This window comes from Pseudomonas agarici (assembly GCF_900109755.1).
GTDB lineage: Bacteria > Pseudomonadota > Gammaproteobacteria > Pseudomonadales > Pseudomonadaceae > Aquipseudomonas > Aquipseudomonas agarici.
Genome location: NZ_FOAR01000011.1, coordinates 1 through 26,839 on the forward strand (window position 1 = coordinate 1; position 26,839 = coordinate 26,839).

General features: G+C 59.1%; 22 protein-coding genes and 2 tRNA genes. 1 reads left to right on the forward strand and 23 read right to left on the reverse strand.

Features of this window, described 5'->3' with window-relative positions; genetic code table 11:
- Positions 1–313 precede the first annotated feature (313 nt).
- From pnp to rlmE, 15 genes are all read right to left on the reverse strand, one after another.
- The gene (pnp, locus tag BMX68_RS11990; protein ID WP_017133086.1) at positions 314–2,419 is read right to left on the reverse strand and encodes a polyribonucleotide nucleotidyltransferase; all 2,106 of its coding nucleotides are present in this window, start codon (positions 2,417–2,419) and stop codon (positions 314–316) included.
- 371 nt (positions 2,420–2,790) lie between these two features.
- Positions 2,791–3,060 (reverse strand): 30S ribosomal protein S15, encoded by a 270-nt coding sequence (gene rpsO, locus BMX68_RS11995; protein ID WP_002555121.1) that lies wholly within the window; start codon positions 3,058–3,060, stop codon positions 2,791–2,793.
- A 142-nt stretch (positions 3,061–3,202) separates the two neighbouring features.
- Positions 3,203–4,120, reverse strand: coding sequence for a tRNA pseudouridine(55) synthase TruB (gene truB, locus BMX68_RS12000; protein WP_017133087.1), 918 nt, complete (start codon positions 4,118–4,120; stop codon positions 3,203–3,205).
- Between the two features lie 3 nt (positions 4,121–4,123).
- On the reverse strand, positions 4,124–4,540 hold the full coding sequence (rbfA, locus tag BMX68_RS12005; protein ID WP_017133088.1) for a 30S ribosome-binding factor RbfA: 417 nt from the start codon (positions 4,538–4,540) through the stop codon (positions 4,124–4,126).
- 157 nt (positions 4,541–4,697) lie between these two features.
- Complete coding sequence (infB, locus tag BMX68_RS12010) at positions 4,698–7,223, reverse strand: translation initiation factor IF-2 (RefSeq protein ID WP_017133089.1); 2,526 nt, start codon at positions 7,221–7,223, stop codon at positions 4,698–4,700.
- 27 nt (positions 7,224–7,250) lie between these two features.
- Complete coding sequence (nusA, locus tag BMX68_RS12015) at positions 7,251–8,732, reverse strand: transcription termination factor NusA (RefSeq protein WP_017133090.1); 1,482 nt, start codon at positions 8,730–8,732, stop codon at positions 7,251–7,253.
- A 47-nt stretch (positions 8,733–8,779) separates the two neighbouring features.
- Positions 8,780–9,238 (reverse strand): ribosome maturation factor RimP, encoded by a 459-nt coding sequence (gene rimP / locus BMX68_RS12020; RefSeq protein ID WP_026013295.1) that lies wholly within the window; start codon positions 9,236–9,238, stop codon positions 8,780–8,782.
- A gap of 143 nt (positions 9,239–9,381) precedes the next feature.
- A tRNA-Met gene (locus BMX68_RS12025) sits at positions 9,382–9,458 on the reverse strand.
- Between the two features lie 96 nt (positions 9,459–9,554).
- Positions 9,555–9,640, reverse strand: a tRNA-Leu gene (locus tag BMX68_RS12030).
- A 29-nt stretch (positions 9,641–9,669) separates the two neighbouring features.
- Positions 9,670–10,053: a preprotein translocase subunit SecG gene (secG, locus tag BMX68_RS12035; RefSeq protein WP_017133092.1), complete on the reverse strand. Its 384-nt coding sequence runs from the start codon at positions 10,051–10,053 to the stop codon at positions 9,670–9,672.
- A gap of 4 nt (positions 10,054–10,057) precedes the next feature.
- Entirely contained in the window at positions 10,058–10,813 is a 756-nt protein-coding gene (gene tpiA / locus BMX68_RS12040) for a triose-phosphate isomerase (RefSeq protein ID WP_060783487.1), read from the reverse strand.
- Between the two features lie 66 nt (positions 10,814–10,879).
- Positions 10,880–12,217: a phosphoglucosamine mutase gene (gene glmM, locus BMX68_RS12045; RefSeq protein ID WP_017133093.1), complete on the reverse strand. Its 1,338-nt coding sequence runs from the start codon at positions 12,215–12,217 to the stop codon at positions 10,880–10,882.
- A 16-nt stretch (positions 12,218–12,233) separates the two neighbouring features.
- Positions 12,234–13,085 carry a dihydropteroate synthase gene (folP, locus tag BMX68_RS12050; protein ID WP_026013296.1) on the reverse strand — a complete coding sequence of 284 codons (852 nt, stop codon included), beginning with the start codon at positions 13,083–13,085 and terminating at the stop codon, positions 12,234–12,236.
- 8 nt (positions 13,086–13,093) lie between these two features.
- Positions 13,094–15,004, reverse strand: coding sequence for an ATP-dependent zinc metalloprotease FtsH (gene ftsH / locus BMX68_RS12055; protein WP_017133095.1), 1,911 nt, complete (start codon positions 15,002–15,004; stop codon positions 13,094–13,096).
- A 201-nt stretch (positions 15,005–15,205) separates the two neighbouring features.
- A complete protein-coding gene (gene rlmE / locus BMX68_RS12060) occupies positions 15,206–15,835 on the reverse strand; it encodes a 23S rRNA (uridine(2552)-2'-O)-methyltransferase RlmE (RefSeq protein WP_017133096.1) in 630 nt (209 codons plus the stop codon).
- A 107-nt stretch (positions 15,836–15,942) separates the two neighbouring features.
- On the opposite strand from rlmE, the gene BMX68_RS12065 reads away from it, so the two are divergent.
- On the forward strand, positions 15,943–16,251 hold the full coding sequence (locus BMX68_RS12065) for a YhbY family RNA-binding protein (protein ID WP_017133097.1): 309 nt from the start codon (positions 15,943–15,945) through the stop codon (positions 16,249–16,251).
- A gap of 13 nt (positions 16,252–16,264) precedes the next feature.
- Here the strand turns inward: BMX68_RS12065 and BMX68_RS12070 are convergent, their stop codons facing one another.
- From BMX68_RS12070 to grpE, 8 genes are all read right to left on the reverse strand, one after another.
- On the reverse strand, positions 16,265–16,669 hold the full coding sequence (locus tag BMX68_RS12070) for a hypothetical protein (protein ID WP_017133098.1): 405 nt from the start codon (positions 16,667–16,669) through the stop codon (positions 16,265–16,267).
- 28 nt (positions 16,670–16,697) lie between these two features.
- Positions 16,698–17,174: a transcription elongation factor GreA gene (greA, locus tag BMX68_RS12075; RefSeq protein ID WP_026013297.1), complete on the reverse strand. Its 477-nt coding sequence runs from the start codon at positions 17,172–17,174 to the stop codon at positions 16,698–16,700.
- A 2-nt stretch (positions 17,175–17,176) separates the two neighbouring features.
- Complete coding sequence (carB, locus tag BMX68_RS12080; protein WP_017133100.1) at positions 17,177–20,398, reverse strand: carbamoyl-phosphate synthase large subunit; 3,222 nt, start codon at positions 20,396–20,398, stop codon at positions 17,177–17,179.
- A gap of 103 nt (positions 20,399–20,501) precedes the next feature.
- Complete coding sequence (gene carA / locus BMX68_RS12085) at positions 20,502–21,638, reverse strand: glutamine-hydrolyzing carbamoyl-phosphate synthase small subunit (RefSeq protein WP_017133101.1); 1,137 nt, start codon at positions 21,636–21,638, stop codon at positions 20,502–20,504.
- Positions 21,639–21,933: 295 nt separating this feature from the next.
- Positions 21,934–22,740 (reverse strand): 4-hydroxy-tetrahydrodipicolinate reductase, encoded by an 807-nt coding sequence (dapB, locus tag BMX68_RS12090; RefSeq protein WP_026013298.1) that lies wholly within the window; start codon positions 22,738–22,740, stop codon positions 21,934–21,936.
- Positions 22,741–22,750: 10 nt separating this feature from the next.
- Positions 22,751–23,875, reverse strand: a complete 1,125-nt coding sequence (dnaJ, locus tag BMX68_RS12095; RefSeq protein WP_017133103.1) for a molecular chaperone DnaJ — start codon at positions 23,873–23,875, stop codon at positions 22,751–22,753.
- Between the two features lie 333 nt (positions 23,876–24,208).
- On the reverse strand, positions 24,209–26,125 hold the full coding sequence (gene dnaK / locus BMX68_RS12100; RefSeq protein WP_017133104.1) for a molecular chaperone DnaK: 1,917 nt from the start codon (positions 26,123–26,125) through the stop codon (positions 24,209–24,211).
- Between the two features lie 100 nt (positions 26,126–26,225).
- Positions 26,226–26,792, reverse strand: a complete 567-nt coding sequence (gene grpE / locus BMX68_RS12105; RefSeq protein WP_017133105.1) for a nucleotide exchange factor GrpE — start codon at positions 26,790–26,792, stop codon at positions 26,226–26,228.
- Positions 26,793–26,839 lie beyond the last annotated feature (47 nt).

Consider the following 26,839-nt stretch of genomic DNA (forward strand, 5'->3'; position numbering starts at 1 on the left):
CTTCCAGCAGGGCGCGACCTTCCCCGAAATAGAAGGCAGCGACTACGGCCTGACGTTCTGGCAGTGGAGCCCGGACCAATCCAACCCGACGCTGTGAACAATAGGACACGAGGACAAACTTGCCCAGCCTTTCTGCTGCATTCAGCGCAAGGAGCACAAATTTATTTTTCAGCTTGCACCTCCACCTCACCAGCGTAGTCAAACTGGTTGCGCTACGCGCCATGTTTGGCGCACCAATAAAAATGCCAGTCAGCTTAACTGACTGGCATTAGCCCCGAAGGGTGGTGTTTCTCAGCGAGAAGTCGAAACGCGCTTAAGCGCCCGACGCCTTAGCTGCTGCGACGTCCTTGATGGACAGCTTGATACGGCCACGGTTGTCCACGTCCAGCACCAGTACTTCAACTTCCTGCCCTTCCTTCAGGATGTCGGTCACTTTCTCTACGCGAGCGTCGCTCAGCATGGAGATGTGTACCAGACCGTCCTTGCCCGGCAGGATGTTGACGAACGCGCCAAAGTCAACGATGCGCTCGACCTTGCCGACGTAGATCTTGCCGATTTCAGCCTCGGCGGTGATGCTCAGGACGCGTTGGCGTGCAGCCTCGGCAGCTTCCTTGCTTTCACCGAAGATCTTGATCGAACCGTCGTCTTCGATATCAATCGAAGCCTTGGTTTCTTCGCAGATCGCACGGATGGTCGCGCCGCCCTTACCGATGACATCACGGATTTTGTCGGTGTCGATTTTCATCGCGATCATGGTTGGGGCGTTTTCCGACAGCTCGGTACGCGATTGACCAATGATCTGGTTCATCTGGCCGAGGATGTTCAGGCGCGCTTCCAGGGCTTGGCCCAGGGCGATTTCCATGATCTCTTCGGTGATGCCCTTGATCTTGATGTCCATCTGCAGCGCGGTAACGCCCTTGGCGGTACCGGCTACCTTGAAGTCCATGTCACCCAGGTGGTCTTCGTCACCCAGGATGTCGGTCAACACGGCGAATTTCTCGCCCTCTTTAACCAGACCCATGGCGATACCAGCAACCGGCGCCTTCATCGGCACACCAGCGTCCATCAGGGCTAGGGAAGCACCACAGACCGAAGCCATGGAGCTCGAACCGTTGGATTCAGTGATTTCCGATACCACACGGATGGTGTATGGGAACTCGGCGGCATCCGGCAGCATGGCCTGGACCGAACGGCGCGCCAGGCGACCGTGACCGATTTCACGACGACCGGCACCGCCCATGCGACCACATTCGCCCACCGAAAACGGCGGGAAGTTGTAGTGCAACATGAAGGGGTCTTTTTTCTCGCCTTCCAGGGTGTCCAGCAACTGTGCATCACGGGCGGTGCCCAGCGTGGCAACAACCAGGGCCTGGGTTTCGCCACGGGTGAACAGGGCCGAACCGTGGGTCTTTGGCAGAACACCGACTTCGATGTTCAGAGGGCGCACGGTGCGGGTGTCACGACCATCGATACGTGGCTTGCCGTTGACGATGTTTTCGCGAACGGTGCGGTATTCGATTTCACCGAAAGCGGCTTTGACGTCGCTCGAGGAAGGCTGGCCTTCTTCGCCCGACAGTTTGGCAACCACCTGGTCTTTCAGTTCGCCCAGGCGAGCGTAACGGTCGGCCTTGACGGTAATGGTGTAGGCCTGGGAGATCGCTTCGCCGAACTCGGCGCGGATAGCACCCAGCAGTTCGCTGGCTTCTGCCTGGGGAGCCCAGGTCCAGGTGGGCTTGGCAGCTTCGGCGGCCAGCTCTTTGACCGCCTGGATAACCACTTGGAATTCGTCGTGGGCAAACAGCACGGCGCCCAGCATCTGGTCTTCGGTCAGCTCTTTGGCTTCCGATTCAACCATCAATACGGCTTCCGAAGTACCGGCCACGACCATGTCCAGGCTCGAGGCTTTCAGTTGTTCGTAAGTTGGGTTCAGCAGGTAGCCGGTGCTTTCGTGGAAAGCCACGCGAGCGGCGCCGATCGGGCCGTCGAAAGGAATACCGGAGATGGCCAGGGCCGCCGAAGTGCCGATCATCGCAGCGATGTCCGGATCGGTTTTCTTGCTGGTGGAGACGACGGTGCAGACAACCTGCACTTCGTTCATGAAACCTTCAGGGAACAGCGGGCGGATCGGACGGTCGATCAGGCGCGAAGTCAGGGTTTCTTTTTCGGAAGGACGGCCTTCACGCTTGAAGAAGCCGCCAGGGATCTTGCCGGCAGCGTAGGTCTTTTCCTGGTAGTGCACGGACAGAGGGAAGAAGCCCTTGCCCGGATCCGCTTGCTTGGCACCGACAACGGTCACCAATACGCTGACGTCGTTGTCAACGGTGACCAGCACCGCGCCGGAGGCCTGACGAGCGATACGGCCAGTCTCGAGGGTAACGGTCGACTGACCGAACTGGAATTTTTTGATTACCGGGTTCACGGTGTCCTACCTTCTTTTGTGGCTCTTGGGGGAACTTGTCTTCTTGCGAAATTCTTGGGCAACGCCGGGAATCGGCCCGACTGTCATTGTCCGGATGCTATCTTCGGGTAAAGCAGGTACTCAGATAAAACCAGTGGCCTGGGCGGTTAAGTTCGTTAGCTCGAATTCGCAGGCCACACGTCCATGGCCAAGGCGCTGTGACGAGTCATAGCCGGTTATGGCAAGGAGCAGTAGCACCGATCAGGGGCTGGTGGCACTGAAATTGACTCACAGCACTAGCCACACAGACCACTAAAGGCCGGAAGCTTGCCATGTGCCGGCGAACAACCCGCTGACACACAGCAAACAACCAGCCTTAGTGCCATCGCTGATTAGCGACGCAGACCCAGGCGACCGATCAGAGCGCTGTAACGGCTTACGTCTTTGCCTTTCAGGTAGTCCAGCAGCTTACGACGCTGGTTAACCATGCGGATCAGACCACGACGGGAGTGGTGATCTTTACCGTTGGCCTTGAAGTGACCTTGCAGTTTGTTGATGTTGGCGGTCAGCAGTGCAACCTGCACTTCTGGCGAACCCGTATCACCAACAGCTTGCTGGTAGTCGGTAACGATTTGAGCTTTTTCTTCAACGCTGAGAGCCATGAGGCAATCCTTTTATCAGGAAACTGTTTCAAGAAAACAGTTTCAACAGGCCAGGGACAAATCCCTGTATCTATAAATGAGCAGTGACCGCGCCTGTTGACAGCCACCCTCGCCAACCCGCTATGACGCGGGCTGGTTTCGGTCATTCTGACCGAATCAGTCGACGCGGCGCGATGCGCCCGTCTTCGCTCACTTCACCGATACCGATAAAGCGACCGTTATGATCCTGCACCCGTACCATGCCGAACTTCGGCGCATCCGGGGCACGTACCGGTTGGCCGTTGAGCCAATAGAACGCGCTGTGTTCCGAGAATTGCAACAACGGCCAGTCCTGCAGACCGCTGTCTGACGGCATCAGGAAGCGGTCGACTGCCTCATTGCCACCTTCGGCGTGCACCGCTTCCAGCTCTTCGAGCGTGACCGTCTGCGCCAGGGTGAAAGGTCCGGCCTGGGTCCGTCGCAGTCTGGCAACGTAGGCGCCACAACCGAGTTTCTCACCGATGTCCTCCACCAGGGTACGGATATAGGTACCCTTGCTACAGTCCACCGCCAGTTGGGCAGTATCACCCTCGCACGCCAGTAATTCCAAGCGCGTAATAGTAACAGAACGCGGTTCGCGCTCCACTACTTCCCCCGCACGAGCCAACTTGTAAAGTGGCTGTCCGTCACGTTTGAGCGCCGAGTACATCGGCGGTATCTGGCTGATTTTCCCACGAAAATCCGGCAAGAGCGCTTCGATATCGGCACGACCAACGGTCACCGGACGAGTCCGCAAAACTTCGCCTTCGGCGTCCGCGGTGGTGGTGGTCTTGCCCAACTGCATCTGGGTTTCATAACCCTTGTCGGAATCGAGCAGGTATTGCGAGAATTTGGTCGCCTCGCCGAAGCACAATGGCAGCACGCCGGTAGCTAACGGATCGAGGCTACCGGTGTGACCGGCCTTCTCGGCGTTAAGCAACCAGCGAACCTTTTGCAGCGCGGCATTGGAGGTAAACCCCAGTGGTTTGTCGAGCAGGATGATACCGCTGACGTTACGACGGATACGCTTGACCTGAGCCACCGATTACTCCCGGTCGTCTGCTGGAGGATTGCCTTGCGGAGCCTCATCGCCGACATGCTGGCTGTCTTCGGCCACGGCACGCTCGATCAACGCCGACAGATGCGCGCCACGCACGACGCTTTCGTCGTAGTGGAAGTGCAACTGCGGCACGCTGCGCAGCTTCATCTCGCGGGCCAGTTGCATGCGCAGAAAGCCGGCCGCCGCGTTGAGCACCTTGATGCTCTGGGCGATATCGTCCGGGTTGTCCTGGCCCATCACAGTGATGAAGATCTTCGCGTGGCCGACGTCACGGCTGACGTCGACAGCAGTGATGGTGACCAGGCCGACGCGCGGGTCCTTGACTTCACGACGGATCAGTTGCGCCAGTTCACGCTGCATCTGATCGCCGATACGTTGGGTACGGCTGTATTCTTTTGCCATGTCTTGTTACCTGTTACTGCCCCACGGTGAAACCCGTGTGGTCTGAAAGCGGCAAACGCCCGGCCAGGCAGAAGCCGGACCGGGCGTTGCGTTTAGAGTCCGGGACGACCCGAGCCGCGAACTGCGGCGGGCCATCGCGGCTCTTGAAGCGTGCGAGTCAGAGGCTGCGAGCAACCTGAACCTTCTCGAAGACTTCGATCTTGTCACCGACCTTGACGTCGTTGTAGCTCTTCACGCCGATACCGCATTCCATGCCGGCACGCACTTCGGAGGCATCGTCCTTGAAGCGGCGCAGGGATTCCAGCTCGCCTTCGAAGATCACGATGTCTTCACGCAGCACGCGGATCGGACGATTACGGTGTACGGTACCTTCGATCACCATGCAACCGGCGATTGCGCCGAACTTCGGCGAACGGAACACATCGCGAACTTCGGCCACACCCAGGATGTTTTCCCGGACATCGCTGCCCAGCATACCGGTCAAGGCTTTCTTGACGTCTTCGATGATGTCGTAGATCACGTTGTAGTAACGCATATCCAGACCTTCCTGCTCGACGATCTTGCGTGCGCCAGCATCGGCGCGCACGTTGAAGCCGAACAGTACCGCGCTGGAGGCCAGCGCCAGGTTGGCGTCGGACTCGGTGATACCACCGACGCCGCCACCGACCACACGCACTTGCACTTCATCGTTACCCAAGCCGTTGAGCGCGCCTTGCAGCGCTTCCAACGAACCACGGACGTCGGATTTGAGGACGATGTTGAGCGTCTTCTTCTCTTCCTGGCCCATGTTCTCGAAGATGTTTTCCAGCTTGCCGGCGTGGGCGCGAGCCAGCTTGACTTCGCGGAACTTGCCTTGACGGAACAGCGCCACTTCACGGGCTTTCTTCTCGTCGGCCACCACGCTCATCTCGTCGCCCGCATCCGGGGTCCCGTCCAGGCCGAGGATCTCGACCGGAATGGAAGGACCGGCTTCCTTGATCGGCTTGCCGTTCTCGTCGAGCATGGCCCGTACACGGCCATAGTTGGAACCGACCAGAACCATGTCGCCTTGGCGCAGGGTACCGTCCTGGACCAGTACGGTTGCCACCGGGCCACGACCTTTGTCCAGACGCGATTCAACCACCACCCCACGGCCAGGCGCCGAAGGCGTTGCCTTGAGCTCCAGGACCTCGGCTTGTAGCAGAACGGCTTCGAGCAGTTCGTCAACGCCAGTACCGACTTTCGCCGAAACTGGAACGAACGGCGTATCACCGCCCCACTCTTCCGAGGTCACGCCGTGAACCGACAGTTCGCTACGGATGCGATCGAGGTCGGCACCCGGCTTGTCGATCTTGTTCACCGCCACCACTAGTGGAACGCCAGCCGCGACGGCGTGCTGAACGGCTTCGATGGTCTGTGGCATCACGCCATCGTCCGCCGCCACCACCAGGATCACGATGTCGGTCGCCTTGGCGCCACGAGCACGCATGGCGGTAAACGCAGCGTGACCCGGGGTGTCGAGGAAGGTGACCATGCCGCGCTCGGTTTCAACGTGGTACGCACCGATGTGCTGGGTGATACCGCCGGCTTCGCCTGCCGCTACCTTGGCACGACGGATATAGTCGAGCAGGGACGTCTTACCGTGGTCGACGTGGCCCATGACGGTCACGACCGGGGCACGCGAGAACGCCTCACCTTCGAACTTCAGGGACTCGGCCAGGGAATCTTCCAGGGCGGTGTCGCTGACCAGGGTCACTTTGTGGCCCAGTTCTTCAGCAACCAACTGGGCAGTTTCCTGATCCAGTACCTGGTTGATGGTGGCCGGAGTGCCCAGCTTGAACATGAACTTGATGATTTCAGCCGCTTTGACCGACATCTGCTGAGCGAGATCGCCGACAGTGATGGTCTCGCCGATCTTCACTTCACGCACGATAGGGCCGGTTGGGCTCTGGAAACCGTGGGCATTGCGTTTCTTCAGCTTGGCCTTGCCGCGACCGCCACGACGGAAACCGTCGCTCTCTTCGTCGGTAGTGCGCGGAGCCACACGTGGCGCCGGCGCCTTTTCCTTGACCGAAGCACGATGCGGGGCGTTCTTGCGTTCGCCATCGCCACCACCGCTACGACGATTGCTATCGTCGGCGCGAGGCTTGTCCGGGCGGCGCGGTTCTTCACGCTTGCGGGTGTCGGCTGCAGGTGCGGGTGCGGCAACCGGTGCTTCACGCACAGGTTCGGCAGCCACCACCGGTGCGGCAACCGGCTCAACCGAAGGGACCGCCACCGGAGCAGGAGCAGGCTGTTGACGCGCCTCTTCTTCGGCGCGACGCTTGGCTTCTTCTTCAGCCTTGCGGCGAGCCGCATTTTCCACGGCGCGACGTTCTTCAAGCTCGCGCTTGCGTTCGGCTTCGATTTCTTCCGGGCTGCGTTGTACGAAGACTTTCTTCTTGCGTACTTCAACGCTGATGCTCTTGCTACCCGCAACACGCAGGGTGCTGGTGGTCTTGCGCTGCAATGTGATCTTGCGCGGTTCTTCCACTTTCGCCTTGTGGCTGCTTTTCAAGTGAGTCAGCAAAGACTGCTTCTCACTGTCGCTCACACCTTCATCGGCGGCGGTGTGCGGCAGACCTGCCTCACGCATCTGCTGCAACAGGCGCTCTACCGGTGTTTTGACCTCATCGGCCAGTTGTTTCACCGTGACTTGCGTCATGCACTTCTCTCCTCAGGCCGCGCCTAATTACTCGAACCAGTGGGCTCGGGCGGCCATGATCAACTTGCCGGCACGATCGTCGTCGATGCCGTCGATGTCGAGCAGATCGTCAATAGACTGCTCGGCCAGGTCTTCGCGGGTAATTACGCCGCGCACCGCCAGTTCCATCGCCAAATCCTTGTCCATACCCTCAAGCGAGAGCAGGTCTTCGGCCGGATGGGCGTCTGCCAGCTTTTCCTCAGTAGCGATGGCTTTAGTCAACAAGCGATCCTTGGCACGAGCGCGAAGCTCGTTGACGATGTCTTCGTCAAAGCCGTCGATGTTGAGCATTTCTTCCAACGGTACGTAGGCAATCTCTTCCAGGCTGGTGAAACCTTCATCGACCAGCACCTGTGCCAGCTCTTCGTCGACTTCCAGCTCGTCGATGAAGTTGCGCAGGATGTCACCGGTTTCTGCCTGTTGCTTAGCCTGGATGTCCGATTCGGTCATCACGTTCAGGGTCCAGCCAGTCAGCAGGCTGGCCAGACGCACGTTCTGACCGCCGCGACCAATGGCCTGAGCCAGATTGTCTGCGCCGACAGCGATGTCCATGGCATGGGCATCCTCGTCAACGATAATTGCCGCGACTTCAGCCGGCGACATGGCGTTGATCACGAACTGCGCCGGGTTATCGTCCCACAGGACGATATCCACACGCTCGCCACCCAACTCGCCGGACACGGCCTGGACACGCGAACCACGCATGCCGATGCACGCGCCCTGCGGGTCGATGCGCTTGTCCTTGGAGCGGACGGCGATCTTGGCACGCGAGCCCGGATCACGGGAGGCGGCCATGACTTCGATCAGCCCTTCGGCGATTTCCGGCACCTCGATGCGGAACAGCTCGATCAGCATTTCCGGCGCGGTACGCGACAGGATCAGCTGAGGGCCACGGTTCTCGGTACGGATTTCCTTGAGCAGCGCACGAACCCGCACACCGACCCGGAACGTCTCGCGGGAAATGATGTCCTCACGCGCCAGCAACGCCTCGGCATTGTTACCCAGGTCAACGATGACGTTGTCGCGAGTGACCTTCTTCACGGTACCGGAGATGATTTCCCCCAGGCGCTCACGATAGGCGTCGACGACCTGAGCACGCTCGGCCTCGCGGACTTTCTGCACAATGACTTGCTTGGCGGTCTGAGCAGCGATGCGACCAAACTCGATGGACTCGATCTTTTCTTCAACAACATCGCCGACTTGTGCGCCAGGGTGGGTCAACGCGACCTTGCTTGGCCAGGTTTCCACGGCCGGATCATCCAGATCGGCCTCCTCGACGACAGTCCAACGACGGAAAGTCTCATAGGCACCCGTGTGGCGATTGATTTCCACACGCAGGTCGACTTCGTCCTCAAAACGCTTTTTGGTAGCAGTGGCCAAGGCCACTTCCAGTGCTTCAAAAATTACGCTTGCCGGTACACCCTTTTCATTGGATACCGACTCAACAACCAGCAATACTTCTTTGCTCATCGTACGCCTCGCCTTTCGCAAGCCATTGGATCCGCGGGATCCGCGTCTCAGTCAAAACTGGGAATAATGTTGGCCTTGTCGATCAAATCGATCGGCAACAGAAACTCGTGATCTTCTACCTGCACCACAATGTCCTGTTCTTCCACTCCGCGCAGAAGGCCCTGAAAATTACGTCGACCTTCAAAGGGCGAGCGCAACCTTATTTTCACTTGATCACCGGCATGCGAGGCAAACTGTTCAAGGGTGAACAGCGGGCGTTCCATGCCAGGAGAGGAAACTTCAAGCGTGTATTCAGTGGTGATCGGATCTTCGACATCCAGCACGCCGCTGAGCTGGCGGCTGACAATGGCGCAGTCATCTACCAGTACACCACCTTCTTTATCGATATAAACGCGTAACACGGAATGGCGGCCTTGAGCTGAAAACTCGATACCCCAGCATTCATAGCCAAGGGCCACGACCACCGGGGCCAACAAGGCCTGCAACTGTTCTAGCTTGCTCGACACCTGAACCCCCTCGTGCATGTACGTGCATGCTATTGAAATAAACAAAAAATGGGCGAATCGCCCATCCCTGAAACGCCGTCGAACAGCGGCGTCATAAAGTGTCCAGCTAACAAAAAGCCCCTGAAAAGGGGCTCCGCTAAAACTGGTTGCGGGGGCCGGATTTGAACCGACGACCTTCGGGTTATGAGCCCGACGAGCTACCAGACTGCTCCACCCCGCGACAAAGCTGGGGCGGAAGTATACGACCGATCCCTTACAGGGTCAATGTAACCTTCCACCTACAAGAAAGCCCGCTACAGCGGGCTCTCTTGATAATTGGTACCGAGAAGGGGACTCGAACCCCTACACCCTATGGGCACAACCACCTCAAGGTTGCGTGTCTACCAATTCCACCACCTCGGCAGTACAACATTTACAACATCAAACCCGTTTTACTTCTGCCCAGTCGCCGGAGGTACGTCAGTCGCTGGAGTAGCCGACTTTTGCTCCTGGAGCACCGGTACATCATCAGATGCCGGTTTTTGCTTTGGCGCTTCCAACACCGCAGGACTAGGCAAACCTACTTGAGTCAGCTCATGAGCTTTCTCTTTAGCAAAGTAACCTAACCCCAAGCTGGTTATGAAAAAAGCTGCGGCAAGTATAGCAGTAAACTTACTAAGAAAGGTAGAGGAACCTTGGCTTCCGAACACAGTATTTGAAGCACCTGCCCCGAAAGACGCACCAGCGTCCGCACCTTTACCCTGTTGCAGCAGCACCAGAGCAACAACGCCCAGCGCACCCAACAGATGAAGAACGATCACGACTGTTTCCAGCATTTTTTCAGTTTCCCGCGGCACGACAAATCGCACCGAACTCATCTGCATTCAGGGACGCTCCACCAATGAGCCCCCCATCGATATCCGGCATGCTGAACAGTTCGACCGCATTGGCCGCCTTCACGCTGCCGCCGTATAGAAGCCGCACACCTTGTGCGACCTCAGAATTCTCTGCCGCCAACTGCGCACGAATGGCCGCGTGCACATCCTGCGCTTGTTGCGGCGAAGCTGTCCGCCCGGTGCCAATGGCCCAAACCGGTTCGTAAGCGATAACGGCCTTGGAAAAAGCACCGATACCCAGCTCCTCGATAATACTATGCAACTGACACGAAACCACTGCCATCGTCTCGCCGGCTTCGTGCTGCTCCAGGGTTTCCCCTACACAGAGCACCGGGATCAAACCACAAGCCTGTGCCGCCGCGAACTTGCGATTCAGAGTGGGATCCGTCTCACCTATGATCAGGCGCCGCTCGGAGTGCCCCACCAGAACCAAGGCGCAACCTGCATCGACCAACTGGCTCGGCGCAATCTCACCGGTCAGAGCGCCCTGCATGGAGTCTATCGCAGCGTTCTGCGCACCGACCGAAATCGACCTGCCTTTCAAACCTTCAATCACTTGATTGATATGCAGGCAAGACGGGAATACCGCAACATCAACAGCACTCGGTAGGGCCAGATTGCGCAGCCCTTCGATCAGCTCAGCGACGCTGGCGCGGGTACCGTGCATTTTCCAGTTACCAGCTACCAATGGGCGACGCATGCTGTACCTCGCAGGTCAAAGTGGGCGCAGATATTACCCAACCAGATCATCACTGGCAAGCCGAATTCAGGCGCAAACTTCAGCAACCAGTTTTGCCAGAGCCTCGGCGTGGCCGCGAACCGAAACTTCATCTTCGCCCTCGACCATGACACGCACCAACGGCTCGGTTCCCGACTTGCGCAACAGCACGCGTCCGCGCCCCTGCATGGCCTCGGTCACGCGCTCACAAGCCGCCGTCACCTGCGGATGCTTGACCGGATCGATGTCACCGCCGAAACGCACATTGAGCAGTACCTGCGGACACTTGCGCAACGCCTGGCGCGCCTGGGCCAGGTTTTCGCCGCGACGACGCACCGCCAACAGGACCTGCAGCGCCGCGATGATCGCGTCACCGGTGGTCGTATTGCTCAGGCACAAGATGTGCCCGGAGTTCTCCCCCCCCACCAGCCAGTTGCGTTCGAGCAGTTCGGCGATCACGTAGCGGTCTCCGACATTGGCACGCACAAACGGGATATCCAGCTCCTTGAGCGCCAGCTCGAGCCCCAGATTGCTCATCAGGGTCCCGACCACACCGCCCTTCAATTTACCCCGCTCGGCCAGGTCTCGGGCAATGATGAAGAGCAACTCGTCACCATCGACCACGGCACCGGTATGGTCGACCATCAACACCCGATCACCGTCGCCGTCGAAGGCAATGCCCAGATCGGCCTTCTCGGCCAGCACGGCAGCCTGCAGCGGCTTGATATGGGTCGAACCGCAGTTATCGTTGATGTTCAGCCCGTTGGGTTGCGCAGACAGGGCGACGACATCCGCCCCCAGCTCGCGGAACACACTCGGAGCGACCTTGTAGGTGGCACCGTGCGCGCAATCGAGCACGATCTTCAGGCCCGACAAGCTGGTGCCAGTCGGGACGCTGCTCTTGCAGAATTCGATATAACGACCGGCCGCGTCATTGATCCGTGAAACCTTGCCGAGCTTTTCCGAATCGACCACGGTCATCGGCGCATCAAGCAATTGCTCGATCATCAACTCGACTTCATCTGGTAACTTGGTGCCCTCGCCGGAGAAGAACTTGATGCCGTTGTCGTCATGGGGATTGTGAGAAGCACTGATGACAATCCCCGCCTCGGCGTGAAAAGTCCGTGTCAGGTAGGCGATGGCCGGTGTTGGCATCGGCCCCAGCAGCAACACATCGGCGCCTGCGGCCGACAGGCCGGCCTCCAGGGCGGACTCGAACATGTAGCCGGAGATGCGCGTGTCCTTGCCGACCAGTACCCGGCAGGTGCCCAGCTTGCGGAACGCCATGCCAGCGGCCCAGCCCAGCTTGAGCATGAAATCAGGGGTGATCGGGTATTGCCCGACACGACCGCGAATACCGTCGGTGCCGAAATATTTCTTTTTCATAAGTACTCCATCGTTCTTATTCAGCCGCTTCAACGGCAGCAAGCATGTTGACGACGTCGACCGTCTCGGCCACATCGTGCACTCGCAAAATCCGTGCGCCCTTGCTCATTGCCAGCGCCGCCAGCCCCAAACCACCATACAGGCGTTCACCCACCGGACGCCCGAGAGCCTGGCCGATCATGCTCTTGCGCGAAACGCCTACCAACAGGGGCCGCCCAAGTGCATGCAAGACTTGCAGGTGTTTGAACAGGCTGAGGTTGTGCTGCAGAGTCTTGGCGAAGCCGAATCCTGGGTCAAGAATGATCCGTTCAGCCGCAATACCTACCGTTTCGCACTGACGCATGCGTTCGACAAGAAATGCCCGCACTTCTTCAGTGACATTCCCATAGTGCGGATTGTTCTGCATGTCGCCCGGCTCCCCGAGCATATGCATCAGGCACACCGGCAACCCGGTAGCCGCCGCCGCGTCCAGCGCGCCATCGCGTCGAAGGGCGCGCACATCATTGATCAGACCCGCGCCGAGGCGTGCCGTTTCGCGCATCACCGACGGTGTCGAGGTATCGACCGAAATGACCACATCCAGCTCTCGATGGATACGCTCGACAATCGGCGCGACCCGCTCCAACTCTTCCAGCGGCGATACTGCACGCGCTCCAGGCCGAGTCGACTCGCCGCCGACATCGATCAGCGTCGCGCCCGCTTGCACCATGCCCTCGGCATGCCGCAAAGCCGCTTCCAACTGACTGAAACGCCCACCATCGGAAAAGGAATCTGGGGTGACGTTGAGAATGCCCATGACATGCGTCCGGGCCAAATCGAGAACCCGGCTGCCACATGGCAACCGGGTCGGGGACTTCACGAGTGTCATTTCAAACCTTAGTGATCAGCAGCAGGGCCACCGATCGGCGCATCGGGACGCTCATTCAGCACCACAGGCGGCGTGCCCGAAGTGCCCGAACCACCCTCCCAATCACGCGGCTCGCGGGGTACGCGACCGGCCATGATGTCGTCAATCTGCTCGGCATCGATGGTCTCATACTTCATCAGCGCATCGGCCATGGCGTCAAGTTTGTCGCGATTATCGGTGAGGATCTGCTTAGCGGTGCCGTAGCACTGGTCAATGATGCTACGGACTTCCGAGTCGATCAGCTTGGCCGTGTCGCCGGAGAAGCTGGTGCTCTGACCGCCGCCGCCGCGACCCAGGAACACTTCCTGGTCTTCATCGGCATACATCAGCGGACCCAATTTCTCCGACAGGCCCCACTTGGTGACCATGTTTCGGGCAATCTGACTGGCACGCATGATGTCGTTGGAAGCACCGGTGGTAACGCCGTCGAAGCCCAGGGTCATCTCTTCGGCGATACGACCACCGTACAGCGAGCAAATCTGGCTGATCAAGGCCCGTTTGGACAGGCTGTAGCGGTCTTCTTCCGGCAGGAACATGGTCACGCCCAGCGCACGACCGCGCGGGATAATCGAGACCTTGTAGACCGGATCGTGCTCGGGCACTACCCGACCGACGATCGCATGACCGGCTTCGTGGTAGGCGGTGTTCTGTTTTTCTTTCTCGGACATGACCATGGATTTGCGCTCGGCGCCCATCATGATTTTGTCCTTGGCCAGCTCGAATTCCTTCATTTCGACAATGCGCTTACCGGTACGGGCAGCGAACAGCGAGGCCTCGTTAACCAGGTTGGCCAGGTCGGCGCCGGAGAAACCCGGCGTGCCACGGGCAATCACCGCCGGAGCGACGTCGTCGCCCATTGGCACCTTGCGCATATGGACCTTGAGAATTTGCTCGCGACCGCGAATATCCGGCAAGCCGACTACCACCTGGCGGTCGAAGCGGCCTGGACGCAGCAATGCCGGGTCCAGCACATCAGGACGGTTGGTCGCGGCGATGACGATGATGCCGTCATTCATTTCGAAGCCGTCCATCTCCACCAGCAACTGGTTGAGGGTCTGCTCGCGCTCGTCGTGACCGCCACCCATGCCGGCACCACGATGGCGACCGACCGCGTCGATTTCATCGATGAAGATAATGCACGGTGCGTGCTTCTTGGCTTGCTCAAACATATCGCGCACACGGCTGGCACCGACACCGACGAACATTTCGACGAAGTCGGAACCGGAAATGGTGAAGAACGGCACCTTCGCCTCGCCGGCGATGGCCTTGGCCAGCAAGGTCTTACCGGTACCTGGAGGACCGACCATCAGCACACCGCGCGGGATACGACCGCCCAGACGCTGGAATTTGCCCGGATCGCGCAGGAACTCGACCAGCTCACCGACTTCTTCCTTGGCTTCGTCGCAGCCGGCAACATCGGCCAGGGTAGTTTTCACCTGGTCTTCGGACAGCAGTCGTGCCTTGCTCTTGCCGAAACTCATCGGCCCACCCTTGCCGCCGGCACCGCCCTGCATCTGGCGCATGAAGAACATGAACACCGCAATGATCACCAGGATCGGGAAGCTGGCCACCAACAACTGGGTCCAGATGCTCTGCTGTTCAGGCTGCTTGCCCTCGACCACCACGTGGTTGTCCACCAGGTCGCCGATCAAGCCATTGTCCTGGATCGCCGGGCGGATGGTCTTGAAGTTGTCGCCATCGTTGCGCTTACCGGTGATCACGTAACCGTCCACGGCAACGCGTTCGACCTTGCCATCCTTGACCTGCTGGATGAAGTCGGAATAGTTGAGGGTCTGGGGCTCGTTAGGGCTGGAGAAGTTGTTCATCACCGTCACCAGGACAGCCGCAATGATCAACCACAGGATCAGATTCTTTGCCATATCGTTCAATTAACTACCCTCTGAAGCCAGCTCCGCTTGTGGCGCGCGCTTCGCATGATATTCACCGGCATAACTTACTACATTACCTACAGCTTCGCAGGCGCCGTCTGTAACCCTTTGTGAAACATTGACTACACGATATTCGTTTATGTTCACGAGGCGAAATGCGAAATTCCTATCACCCCGGTAAAAAACCTCGCCTTACTCGCTCCGCCCACGAAAGCCGCGACCCAGCAAATACTGCTCGCGGGAGCGATCGCGGGACGATGCTGGCTTGCGTGTCTGTACCTTGTCGAACTGCTTGCGAAAGTTCTTGTGGTACTCGTCGAAGCCCTCACCCTGGAAAACCTTGATCAAAAAATCACCACCGGGACGCAAGACACGTCCGGCGAGATCAAGTGCCAGCTCGCAAAGGAACATCGAACGCGGCATATCCACTTCGGGCGTACCACTCATATTGGGGGCCATATCGGAAATCACAAGATCAACCTCGCAATTTCCGACAGCTTCAAGGATCCGCGCCAGTACGGCGTCCTCGGTAAAATCGCCCTTGATGAAGGTCACATCGGGGATGCTGTCCATATCGAGGATATCGGAAGCGATCAGTCGCCCTTGGCCGCCAATCAGACGACTGGTCACTTGCGACCAGCCACCCGGCGCGGCGCCGAGGTCGATCACACTCATGCCCGGACGGATAATCCGGTCCTTCTCCTGGATCTCCAGCAGTTTATAGCTGGCACGGGAGCGGTAGCCGTCCTTTTGCGCCTTTTTGACGAATGGGTCGTTGAAATGCTCTTTCAGCCAGTTAAGGCTAGTCTTGGAACGGGCCACGGGCCACCTCGAAAAAATAGTCGAATCGCGATTAACTGGGCGGTCCCGGACTCGCTCGGGTAAACTGGCCGCCGCTTTTTTACAAGATCAGACGCAGGGGTCAGATTATGCCGCTCACTCAAGAGCAGAAGAAACAGTACAAGTCCATCGGCCACCATCTGAAACCAGTATTGACTGTGGCTGACAACGGTTTGACTGAAGGTGTGTTAGCCGAACTCGAACGCGCGCTGAGCGATCATGAACTGATCAAGATCAAGCTCAACATCCTCGATCGCGAAGCTCGCCTGGCGAACATCGCCGAACTGTGCAAAGTCGGCAAAGCTGATCTGGTGCAGGTCATCGGCAAGATGGCACTGATTTATCGCAAGAATTTCAGCGTCAACAAGCAGTTGTCGAACGTTCACCGCTTCAAGTGATGTAGACAAGGGGTCAAGGGTACGCTTCGCGTGCCCTGCGGCTCTCGCCAGGGACGGGCTGCAGGGCAAGCACCAGGCCAGACAAGCCAAGCACCAGATAACTAAACAACTGCCAGCGCAACGCCTCCGGCTGCCAGTACCGCACCGCGTAATACATCCCACACGCATACAACGCCATCAGCAGCAACTGTCCGCGAATATCGCGCCACAGGCTTACCCATCCTTTGGCCTGAACCAACACCAGCACTTGCACGCTCACACAGACTGCGGCAAATCCCACCAATAAAGAGCCCAGCACGCCGCCAATTTCATTGATCAGCAGCGGCGCCAGGCCGATCTGTGCCAGAACCGGCAACAGCCCAACATGAAGTAACCACAGGCCACCGACCCAGAGTATCTGGGCCAGTTGCCAGAGCATCGCGCCCACAGGCAGCGGGCGCCGTTGCTTAGATGTGGCGGACTTCGACAATCTCGTACTCGATCACGCCGCCGGGCGTCTTGACGGTCACGACATCACCTTCTTCCTTGGCGATCAGGGCACGGGCGATGGGCGAACCCACCGAAATCTTGCCCAGTTTGATATCAGCCTCATCCTCGCCAACGATATGGTAGGTCACGCTTTCGTCGGTTTCGACGTTGGCGATCTCGACCGTGGTGCCGAAAATCACCTTGCCGGTATGCGCGATGGTGGTGACATCGATGATCACCGCATTCTGCATGCGGCCCTCGATATCACGGATGCGCGCCTCGACCATCCCCTGCTGCTCGCGGGCAGCATGGTACTCGGCGTTTTCCTTGAGGTCACCCAGTTCGCGGGCCGTGCCGATGTCCTGGCTCAGCTTCGGACGGACAACCTTGGTCAGGTGAGCGTGTTCCTCTTCCAGGGCCTTGGCCCCCTGAACAGTCATTGGGTACTTGGTTATGCTCATGACTTCAATCCTGCGTGTAGATCCTGCAAGCGACGCACGGTCTTTTCTGGACCGAACTTGAGCGCTTCGCAGATGGCTTCGCCAGCAGCAATGGTAGTTGTGCAATAGATCTTGTGCTGCAGCGCGTTACGACGAATGGAGTACGAGTCGGCAATCGACTGACGCCCTTCGGTGGTGTTGATGATCAGGGTGACTTCGTCATTCTTGATCATGTCGACCACGTGCGGACGCCCTTCGGTGACCTTGTTGACCCGGCGCACTTTCAGTCCGGCAGCTTCGATCAGCTTGGCGGTACCGGCGGTGGCAACCACTTCGAAGCCTAAGTTGATCAGATCACGAGCCACGCCAGCAACCAGTGGTTTGTCGTCATCGCGCACGCTGATGAACGCAGTGCCGCCAGTCGGCAGTACTTCGCTGGCCCCCATTTGAGCCTTGGCGAAGGCTTCGCCGAAGGTGTCGCCAACGCCCATCACTTCACCGGTGGACTTCATTTCCGGGCCGAGGATCGGGTCCACGCCAGGGAATTTGGCGAAGGGGAACACGGCCTCTTTCACACTGTAGAAGTTCGGGATGATTTCCTTGGTGAAGCCCAGCTCCTTCAGGGTCTTACCGGCCATCACACGGGCAGCGATCATCGCCAGGGAAACCCCGATGCACTTCGAAACAAAAGGTACGGTGCGCGAGGCACGCGGGTTGACTTCGATGACGTAGATGTCTTCGCCCTGCAAAGCCAACTGCACGTTCATCAGGCCGACAACGCCCAGTTCCAGGGCCATTTTCTTGACCTGCTCGCGCATCTCGTCCTGGATATGCGCCGGCAGCGAGTAGGGCGGCAGCGAGCAGGCGGAGTCACCGGAGTGAACGCCAGCCTGCTCGATGTGCTGCATGATCGCGCCGATCACTACGTCGGTGCCGTCGCTGACCGCGTCCACGTCCATCTCGATGGCGCAGTTGAGGAAGTGGTCCAGCAGCACCGGGCTGTCGTTGGACACCTGGACCGCCTCACGCAGGTAGCGCTTGAGTTCTTCTTCTTTGTAGACGATTTCCATTGCCCGCCCGCCCAGCACGTAGGACGGACGCACCACCAACGGATAACCGATCTTACCGGCGGCCTTCACGGCTTCGTCTTCGCTGCGCACGGTCGCATTCGGCGGCTGGCGCAGGTTCAAGCGCTCGACCATCTGCTGGAAGCGCTCGCGGTCTTCGGCACGGTCGATGGCGTCAGGGCTGGTGCCGATGATCGGCACGCCAGCCGCTTCGAGGGCACGCGCCAGCTTCAGTGGGGTCTGGCCGCCGTATTGGACGATCACACCTTTGGGCTTCTCGACACGGACGATTTCCAGCACGTCCTCCAGCGTCACCGGCTCAAAGTACAGGCGATCAGAGGTGTCGTAGTCAGTGGAAACGGTTTCCGGGTTGCAGTTGACCATGATGGTCTCATACCCATCGTCACGCAGCGCCAGTGCCGCGTGCACGCAACAGTAGTCGAACTCGATACCCTGGCCGATACGGTTCGGTCCGCCGCCCAGGATCATGATCTTGTCGCGCTTCGAAGGCTTGGCTTCGCACTCCTCCTCGTAGGTCGAGTACAGGTAGGCGGTGTCCGTGGCAAACTCGGCCGCGCACGTGTCGACGCGCTTGTAGACCGGGAACACTTCCAACTTGTGACGATGGGTGCGCAGGTTCTTCTCGGTCACGCCCAGCAGCTTGGCCAAACGCTGATCGGAGAAGCCCTTGCGTTTGAGGCGGAACATCAGATCGTGGTCGATGGCCGACAGCGCCAGGGTCTTGACCTTCTCTTCGTCTTTGATCAGGTCCTCGATCTGCACCAGGAACCATGGATCGATCATGTTCATGCCGAAGATATCTTCGACAGTCATGCCGGCGCGGAAGGCGTCCGCCACGTACCAGATACGCTCGGCACCCGGCACGGTCAGTTCGCGTTTGAGCACGCCCATACTGTCGGGGTTGCTCAAATCGAGCTTCTCGTCCAGACCACAGACACCGACTTCCAGGCCGCGCAAGGCCTTCTGCAGCGATTCCTGGAAGGTCCGGCCGATGGCCATGACCTCACCTACCGATTTCATCTGGGTGGTCAAGCGTGCGTCGGCCTTGGCGAACTTCTCGAAAGCGAAACGTGGCAGCTTGGTCACTACATAGTCGATGGACGGCTCGAAGGACGCCGGAGTCTTGCCGCCGGTGATGTCGTTCGACAGCTCGTCGAGGGTGTAGCCCACGGCCAGCTTGGCCGCGACCTTGGCGATCGGGAAGCCAGTGGCTTTCGAGGCCAGCGCCGAGGAACGCGACACCCGCGGGTTCATCTCAATGACCACCATCCGACCGGTGTTCGGGCAAATGCCGAACTGGACGTTGGAGCCGCCGGTTTCCACGCCGATCTCACGCAGCACCGCCAGGGAGGCGTTACGCAGGATCTGGTATTCCTTGTCGGTCAGGGTTTGGGCCGGCGCGACGGTGATCGAGTCACCGGTGTGCACGCCCATCGGGTCGAAGTTTTCGATAGAGCAGACGATGATGCAGTTGTCCTTTTTGTCGCGGACAACTTCCATTTCATATTCTTTCCAGCCGATCAGCGATTCGTCGATCAGCAGTTCCTTGGTCGGCGACAGGTCCAGACCGCGGGCGCAGATTTCTTCGAATTCTTCACGGTTGTAGGCGATACCGCCACCGGTGCCGCCCATGGTGAAGGACGGACGGATGATGCACGGGAAACCGAGCTTTTCGAGGACCGCATTGGCCTCTTCCATGCTGTGGGCGATACCGGAGCGCGGACAGGCCAAGCCGATGGACTTCATCGCCTTGTCGAAGCGCGAACGATCTTCGGCCTTGTCGATGGTATCGGCATTAGCGCCGATCATTTCCACCCCGAACTTCGCCAGGACACCTTCACGCTCCAGGTCCAGGGCGCAGTTCAGGGCGGTCTGGCCACCCATGGTGGGCAACAGGGCGTCCGGACGCTCTTTCTCGATGATCTTGGCAACGGTCTGCCACTTGATCGGCTCGATGTAGGTCGCATCCGCCATGGCCGGGTCGGTCATGATGGTCGCCGGGTTGGAGTTCACCAAGATGACGCGGTAGCCCTCTTCGCGCAGGGCTTTGCAGGCTTGGGCGCCGGAGTAGTCGAATTCGCAGGCCTGGCCGATCACGATCGGGCCAGCACCGAGAATCAGGATGCTTTGTATGTCTGTACGTTTTGGCATGGGTGGGTCACTCAAATCCGCGGGTCAGTCGGCAAGCCGTCTTGAACAATCTTTGAAGAGCCTGAGGGGCCGCCGGTTTCGGGGCCGTCCTCAGGCCACTCATTCAGCGTCGCTTGGCCATCTCATTGATGAAACGGTCGAACAGCGGTGCCACGTCGTTCGGGCCTGGGCTTGCTTCAGGGTGGCCCTGGAAGCTGAACGCGCTCTTGTCGGTGCGCTCGATGCCTTGCAGGGAACCGTCGAACAGCGACTTGTGAATCGCCCGGACGTTGCCCGGCAGCGTCGCTTCATCCACGGCAAAGCCGTGGTTCTGGCTGGTGATCATGACGACACCGGAATCCAAATCCTGCACCGGGTGGTTGGCACCGTGATGGCCGTGCCCCATTTTCAGGGTCTTGGCGCCAGAGGCCAGGGCCAACAGTTGGTGGCCCAGACAGATACCGAATATCGGGACCTCGGTTTCCAATACCTCCTTGATGGCCTGGATCGCATAATCGCAAGGCTCCGGGTCGCCCGGACCGTTGGACAGGAACACACCGTCCGGCTGCAGGGCCAGTACGTCGCTGGCAGGCGTTTGCGCCGGCACCACGGTCACACGACAGCCACGCGCTACCAGCATGCGCAGGATGTTGTACTTGATACCGTAGTCGTAGGCCACGACATGGTAAGGCAGGTCAACGGCTTCGAGGGTCGCGTGGCTGTCGGTCTTCAAATCCCAGACCGTCGAGCGCCACTCGTACTTTTCCCTGGTGCTGACGACTTTTGCCAGGTCCATGCCCTTGAGGCCGGGAAAGCCCTGCGCGGCGGCAATTGCCGCTGCTTCGGAAATATTCTCACCGGCCATGATGCAGCCGTTTTGCGAGCCTTTTTCACGCAGGATGCGGGTCAGGCGGCGTGTATCGATACCGGCGATCGCCACGACGTTATTGGCTTTCAGGTAATCGGACAAGGACATCGTGTTACGCCAGTTGCTTGCGACCAGTGGCAGGTCGCGAATCACCAGACCCGCCGACCAGACACGATCAGACTCGATATCTTCCGGTGTGGTACCGGTATTGCCGATGTGCGGATAGGTCAGGGTAACGATCTGCTGGGCGTAGGAAGGATCGGTAAGGATTTCCTGATAGCCGGTCATGGCGGTGTTGAACACCACCTCGCCAACGGTCTGACCGTCGGCTCCAATGGCTTCGCCGCGAAAAATGCTGCCATCAGCAAGGGCGAGTATGGCTGGCTTAGTCAAGAAGACCTCCCGTAAATAAAGCCTGAAGGGGCGATCGCAGGTTGTAAAAAAGCGGAATGACGTATGGACACGTCACCCCGCTTCTTTCACTGAATTATCCTGCGCGCTTTTAGTGGACACACTAAAGCTGTAGCTTACAGAAAAAGGCTTTTTTGGTCCACCGCTAATGAGCCTTAAAGGTCAGGGAATGCGACAGGGCGTCGCCAGGCGGACTGAACGGGAGGCTGGGGAGTCACAACGTTGGGGAGGTTGTGGAGCCAGCTTACCGACCCCACAAGTACCGCTGCCCCCCCCATCAATGCAGGTCGAGCACATCCTGCATGTCGTACAGACCCGCCGCACGGCCCTCCAGCCAAAGCGCCGCACGCACGGCACCCTTGGCAAAGGTCATGCGGCTCGAAGCCTTGTGAGTGATCTCCAGCCGCTCACCCTCGGCAGCGAACAACACGGTGTGATCGCCGACCACGTCGCCGCCACGCACGGTGGCGAAGCCGATGGTGTCACGCGCCCGCGCCCCGACATGGCCCTCGCGACCGTAGACCGCGACTTTCTGTAGATCACGCTCCAGCGTATTGGCGATGACCTCGCCCATGCGCATGGCGGTGCCCGAGGGCGAGTCGACCTTGTGCCGGTGATGGGTTTCAATGATCTCGATATCGGCATCGTTGCCCAACACCCGGGCGGTCAGCTCAAGCAGCTTCAGCGACAGGTTGACCCCGACACTGAAATTGGCGGCGAAGACAATGGGAATGTCCTTGCCCGCCTCCACCAGCAATTGCTTCTGCTCGGTAGTCAGCCCAGTGGTACCGATTACCATGGCTTTGCCGGCCTTACGACAGAACGCCAGGTTCTTCAGCATCACTTCCGGCAGCGTGAAGTCGATCAGCACATCGAACTCTTCAGCCACTTTCTCCAGCCCATCGGACAACGGCACACCGATCCGCCCCAGCGAAGCCAGCTCGCCGGCATCGGCACCGACCAAAGAACTGCCCGGCCGCACCACAGCTGCCGTCAGACCGCCAAGCGGCACCTGCAACTGCACCGCCTCGACCAGGATCCTACCCATGCGCCCGGCGGCACCCATCACAGCTATACGTCGCATGACTCGCTCCTTACAGGTCGCCAAAGAAGCGCTTCACACCTTCAAACCAGCCGCTGGCCTTGGGAGAGTGCGAACTGTCACCGTCCAGAGAGGCCCGAAACTCTTCAAGCAGCTCGCGCTGGCGACGACTCAGGTTGACCGGCGTCTCGACTGCCACGCGACACATCAGGTCGCCCGCGCCGCCGCCACGCACCGGAGCTACACCCTTGCCGCGAATACGGAATTGCTTGCCGGTCTGGGTGCCTTCCGGAATTTTCAGTTTGACCCGACCATCGAGAGTCGGAATCTCCAACTCACCTCCCAAGGCCGAATCGACGAAACTGATCGGCACTTCACAGAACAGGTGTTTACCGTCACGCTGGAAGATCGCGTGCTCGCGCACATTGATCACCACGTACAGGTCGCCCGTCGGACCACCCTGCGCACCCGCCTCGCCCTCTCCGGACAAGCGAATGCGGTCGCCGGTATCGACACCCGCCGGTACTTTCACCGAAAGGGTCTTGTACTCTTCGACACGCCCCTGACCGCGACAGGCGTCGCACGGGTCGGAAATGATCTTGCCCTGGCCATGACAGCGTGGGCAGGTCTGCTGTACCGAGAAGAAACCTTGCTGCATCCGTACCTGGCCGATACCGCCACAGGTCGGGCAACTGGTCGGTGCCGAGCCCTTCTTCGCGCCGGAGCCGTCGCACGGCTTGCAGTTGACCAGCGTCGGCACACGAATATTCACAGTAGTACCGCGAACCGCCTCTTCCAGGTTCAGCTCCAGGGTATAGCGCAGGTCGCTGCCGCGCTGAGCGCCACCACGGGAGCCACCACGACTGCCCCCGAAGAAATCGCTGAACACATCGCCGAAGATATCGGAGAAGTTCTGCCCACCAAAGCCCGCGCCACCGCCGCCCATGCTCGGGTCGACACCGGCATGGCCGTACTGGTCGTAGGCCGTGCGCTTGCTGGAATCGGACAACACCTCATAGGCCTCGTTGGCCTCCTTGAACAGGTCTTCCGATACCTTGTCACCTGGGTTTCGGTCCGGGTGATGCTTCATCGCGAGACGCCGATAAGCCTTCTTCAGCTCTGCCTCGCTGGAGCCACGCTCGACCCCCAACACCTCATAATAGTCACGCTTTGCCATAAGTCTTTGCACTCTTGAGGACGTTCGGCGCCCCTTCCTGGAGCCATGCCGAACCAGTCGAGCCCGACACGGGTTCGGCCCGACTCAGGTCAATTCAACGATCCTGTTCTCTGTTAAACGACCGAAGGATCGATCGACAGAAGCGGTCACTTCAACCGGAACGCAGGAACATTCCCGGCCCTACCGCCAGCATCCGACCGCCGTCGCATGCTGTAAAAATTTGCGTATTCCAGACACACCAACGCGGGAGCAAGCCCCCGCGCGGCGACATCCTACCAGCCACCGCTACAGAGCAGTCAACCGGCCGATCAACAAGCTGCCTGTAGTAAAGACTTACTTGTGATCTTTCACTTCTTCGAACTCAGCGTCGACGACGTCGTCCTTATGAGCCTCTTCCTGGGCCGGCTCCGCGCCGCCCGCAGGTTTCTCGGCCTGCTCGGCGTACATCTTCTGGGCAACCGGAGCGGAAACCTTGGACAGCTCCTCGACCTTGGCTTCGATAGCAGCCTTGTCGTCGCCCTTGACGGCGGCTTCCAGAGCAACCACGGCAGCTTCGATCGCGGTCTTCTCCTCGGCGGAAACCTTGTCACCGGCATCGGCAATCATCTTGCGAGTCGAGTGAACCAGTGCATCGCCCTGGTTACGGGCAGCGGCCAGCTCTTCGAACTTACGGTCCTCTTCGGAGTTCGCCTCGGCGTCGCGGATCATCTGCTGAATTTCTTCGTCAGACAGGCCGGAGTTGGCCTTGATCACGATCGACTGGGTCTTGCCGGTCGCTTTGTCCTTGGCACCTACGTGCAGGATACCGTTGGCATCGATGTCGAAGGTCACTTCGATTTGCGGCACGCCACGTGGAGCCGGTGGAATCTCGGCCAAGTCGAACTTGCCCAGGGATTTGTTCTGCGCCGCTTGCTTACGCTCACCTTGCAGCACATGGATGGTCACGGCGCCCTGGTTATCGTCGGCCGTCGAGAACACTTGCGATTTCTTGGTAGGAATCGTGGTGTTTTTCTCGATCAGCGCGGTCATCACGCCACCCATGGTTTCAATACCCAGGGTCAGCGGGCTGACGTCGAGCAACAGGACGTCCTTGACATCACCGGCCAGTACCGCGCCCTGAATGGCGGCGCCCACGGCAACGGCCTCATCCGGGTTGACATCCTTGCGTGCTTCCTTGCCGAAGAAGTCGGCAACGGTCTTCTGCACCATTGGCATACGAGTCTGGCCGCCAACCAGAATCACATCGTTGATCGAACCGACATCGATGCCGGCATCTTTCAAGGCGATACGGCAAGGCTCGATGGTGCGCTGAACCAGGTCTTCGACCAGCGATTCCAGCTTGGCGCGGGAAATCTTCACGTTCAGGTGCTTCGGACCCGTAGCATCTGCGGTGATATACGGCAAGTTGACATCAGTCGACTGGCTCGACGACAGCTCGATCTTGGCTTTTTCGGCAGCTTCTTTCAGACGCTGCATCGCCAGCGGGTCACCCTTGAGGTTCATGCCGCTTTCTTTCTTGAACTCGTCCACCAGGTAGTCGATCAGACGGATGTCGAAGTCTTCGCCACCGAGGAAGGTGTCACCGTTGGTCGCCAGTACTTCGAACTGATGCTCGCCATCGACTTCGGCGATTTCGATCACGGAAACGTCGAAGGTACCGCCACCCAGGTCATAAACGATCACCGTGTGATCGCCACGGGCCTTGTCCATGCCGTAGGCCAAGGCGGCCGCGGTCGGTTCGTTGATGATGCGCTTTACGTCAAGACCGGCGATGCGTCCGGCGTCCTTGGTCGCCTGGCGCTGGCTGTCGTTGAAGTAGGCCGGAACGGTGATTACCGCCTCGGTCACAGGCTCGCCGAGGTAGTCTTCGGCAGTTTTCTTCATCTTCTTCAGCACTTCGGCCGAAATCTGTGGCGGAGCCATTTTCTGGCCACTTACTTCAACCCAGGCGTCACCGTTGTCGGCCTTGGCGATCTTGTAAGGGACCATCTGGATGTCCTTCTGGACGACATCCTCTTCGAAGCGGCGACCGATCAGACGCTTCACCGCGTACAGGGTGTTGTGCGGGTTGGTCACGGCCTGGCGCTTAGCCGACTGGCCGACCAGGATTTCGCCGTCGTTGGCGTATGCAATGATCGAAGGCGTGGTACGCGCGCCTTCGGCGTTCTCAATGACTTTTGGCTGGCCGTTTTCCATGACCGAGACACACGAGTTGGTGGTCCCCAGGTCGATACCGATAATTTTGCCCATTTCACTCTCCCGAAATTTTGATTTTTTTGCCGCAGCGGTTATCGCCAACTGCGGTAGCACTTAAACGCTTGACTTACAAATGGGGGCCTTGCGACCGATTTCAAGCCTGCTCGTCAATCGTCGGCGAAACCGGTGCAACGGCCTTGCTCACCACGACCATCGCTGGGCGCAGCAGACGACCATTGAGCTGGTAACCTTTCTGGAATACTTTCAGGACGCTGTTGGGCTCGACGTCGGCGCTCTCCTGCATGGCCATGGCCTGGTGCAGCGAGGCGTTGAACGGTTCGCCGTGCGGGTCGATGGCTTCCAGCTGATAACGCTTGAGCGTGTCGTGGAACATCTTCAGGGTCAGCTCGATGCCTTCGCGCATCGGACGAATGCTTTCATCGTCCGGGCTAGACAGCTCCAAGCCACGCTCCAGGCTGTCGATGATCGGCAGCAGGTCGCCAGCGAACTTCTCCAGCGCAAACTTGTGCGCCTTCTCGACATCCTGCTCGGCACGGCGGCGGATGTTCTGCAGGTCGGCGGCGACGCGCAGCGCTTGGTCATTCGCGGCAGCCAATTGCTCTTCAAGCACCTGCACGCGAGTTGCCAGGTCGTCGCTCGAAACCTCGGCAGCCTGGTTGGCCTCTTGATTTTGCGAATCCAGATTCTGTTCGTCAGCCATAAAAAACCTCCTTTCAATATCGTCCGCGAGCCGGGCCCGCGCTTCTG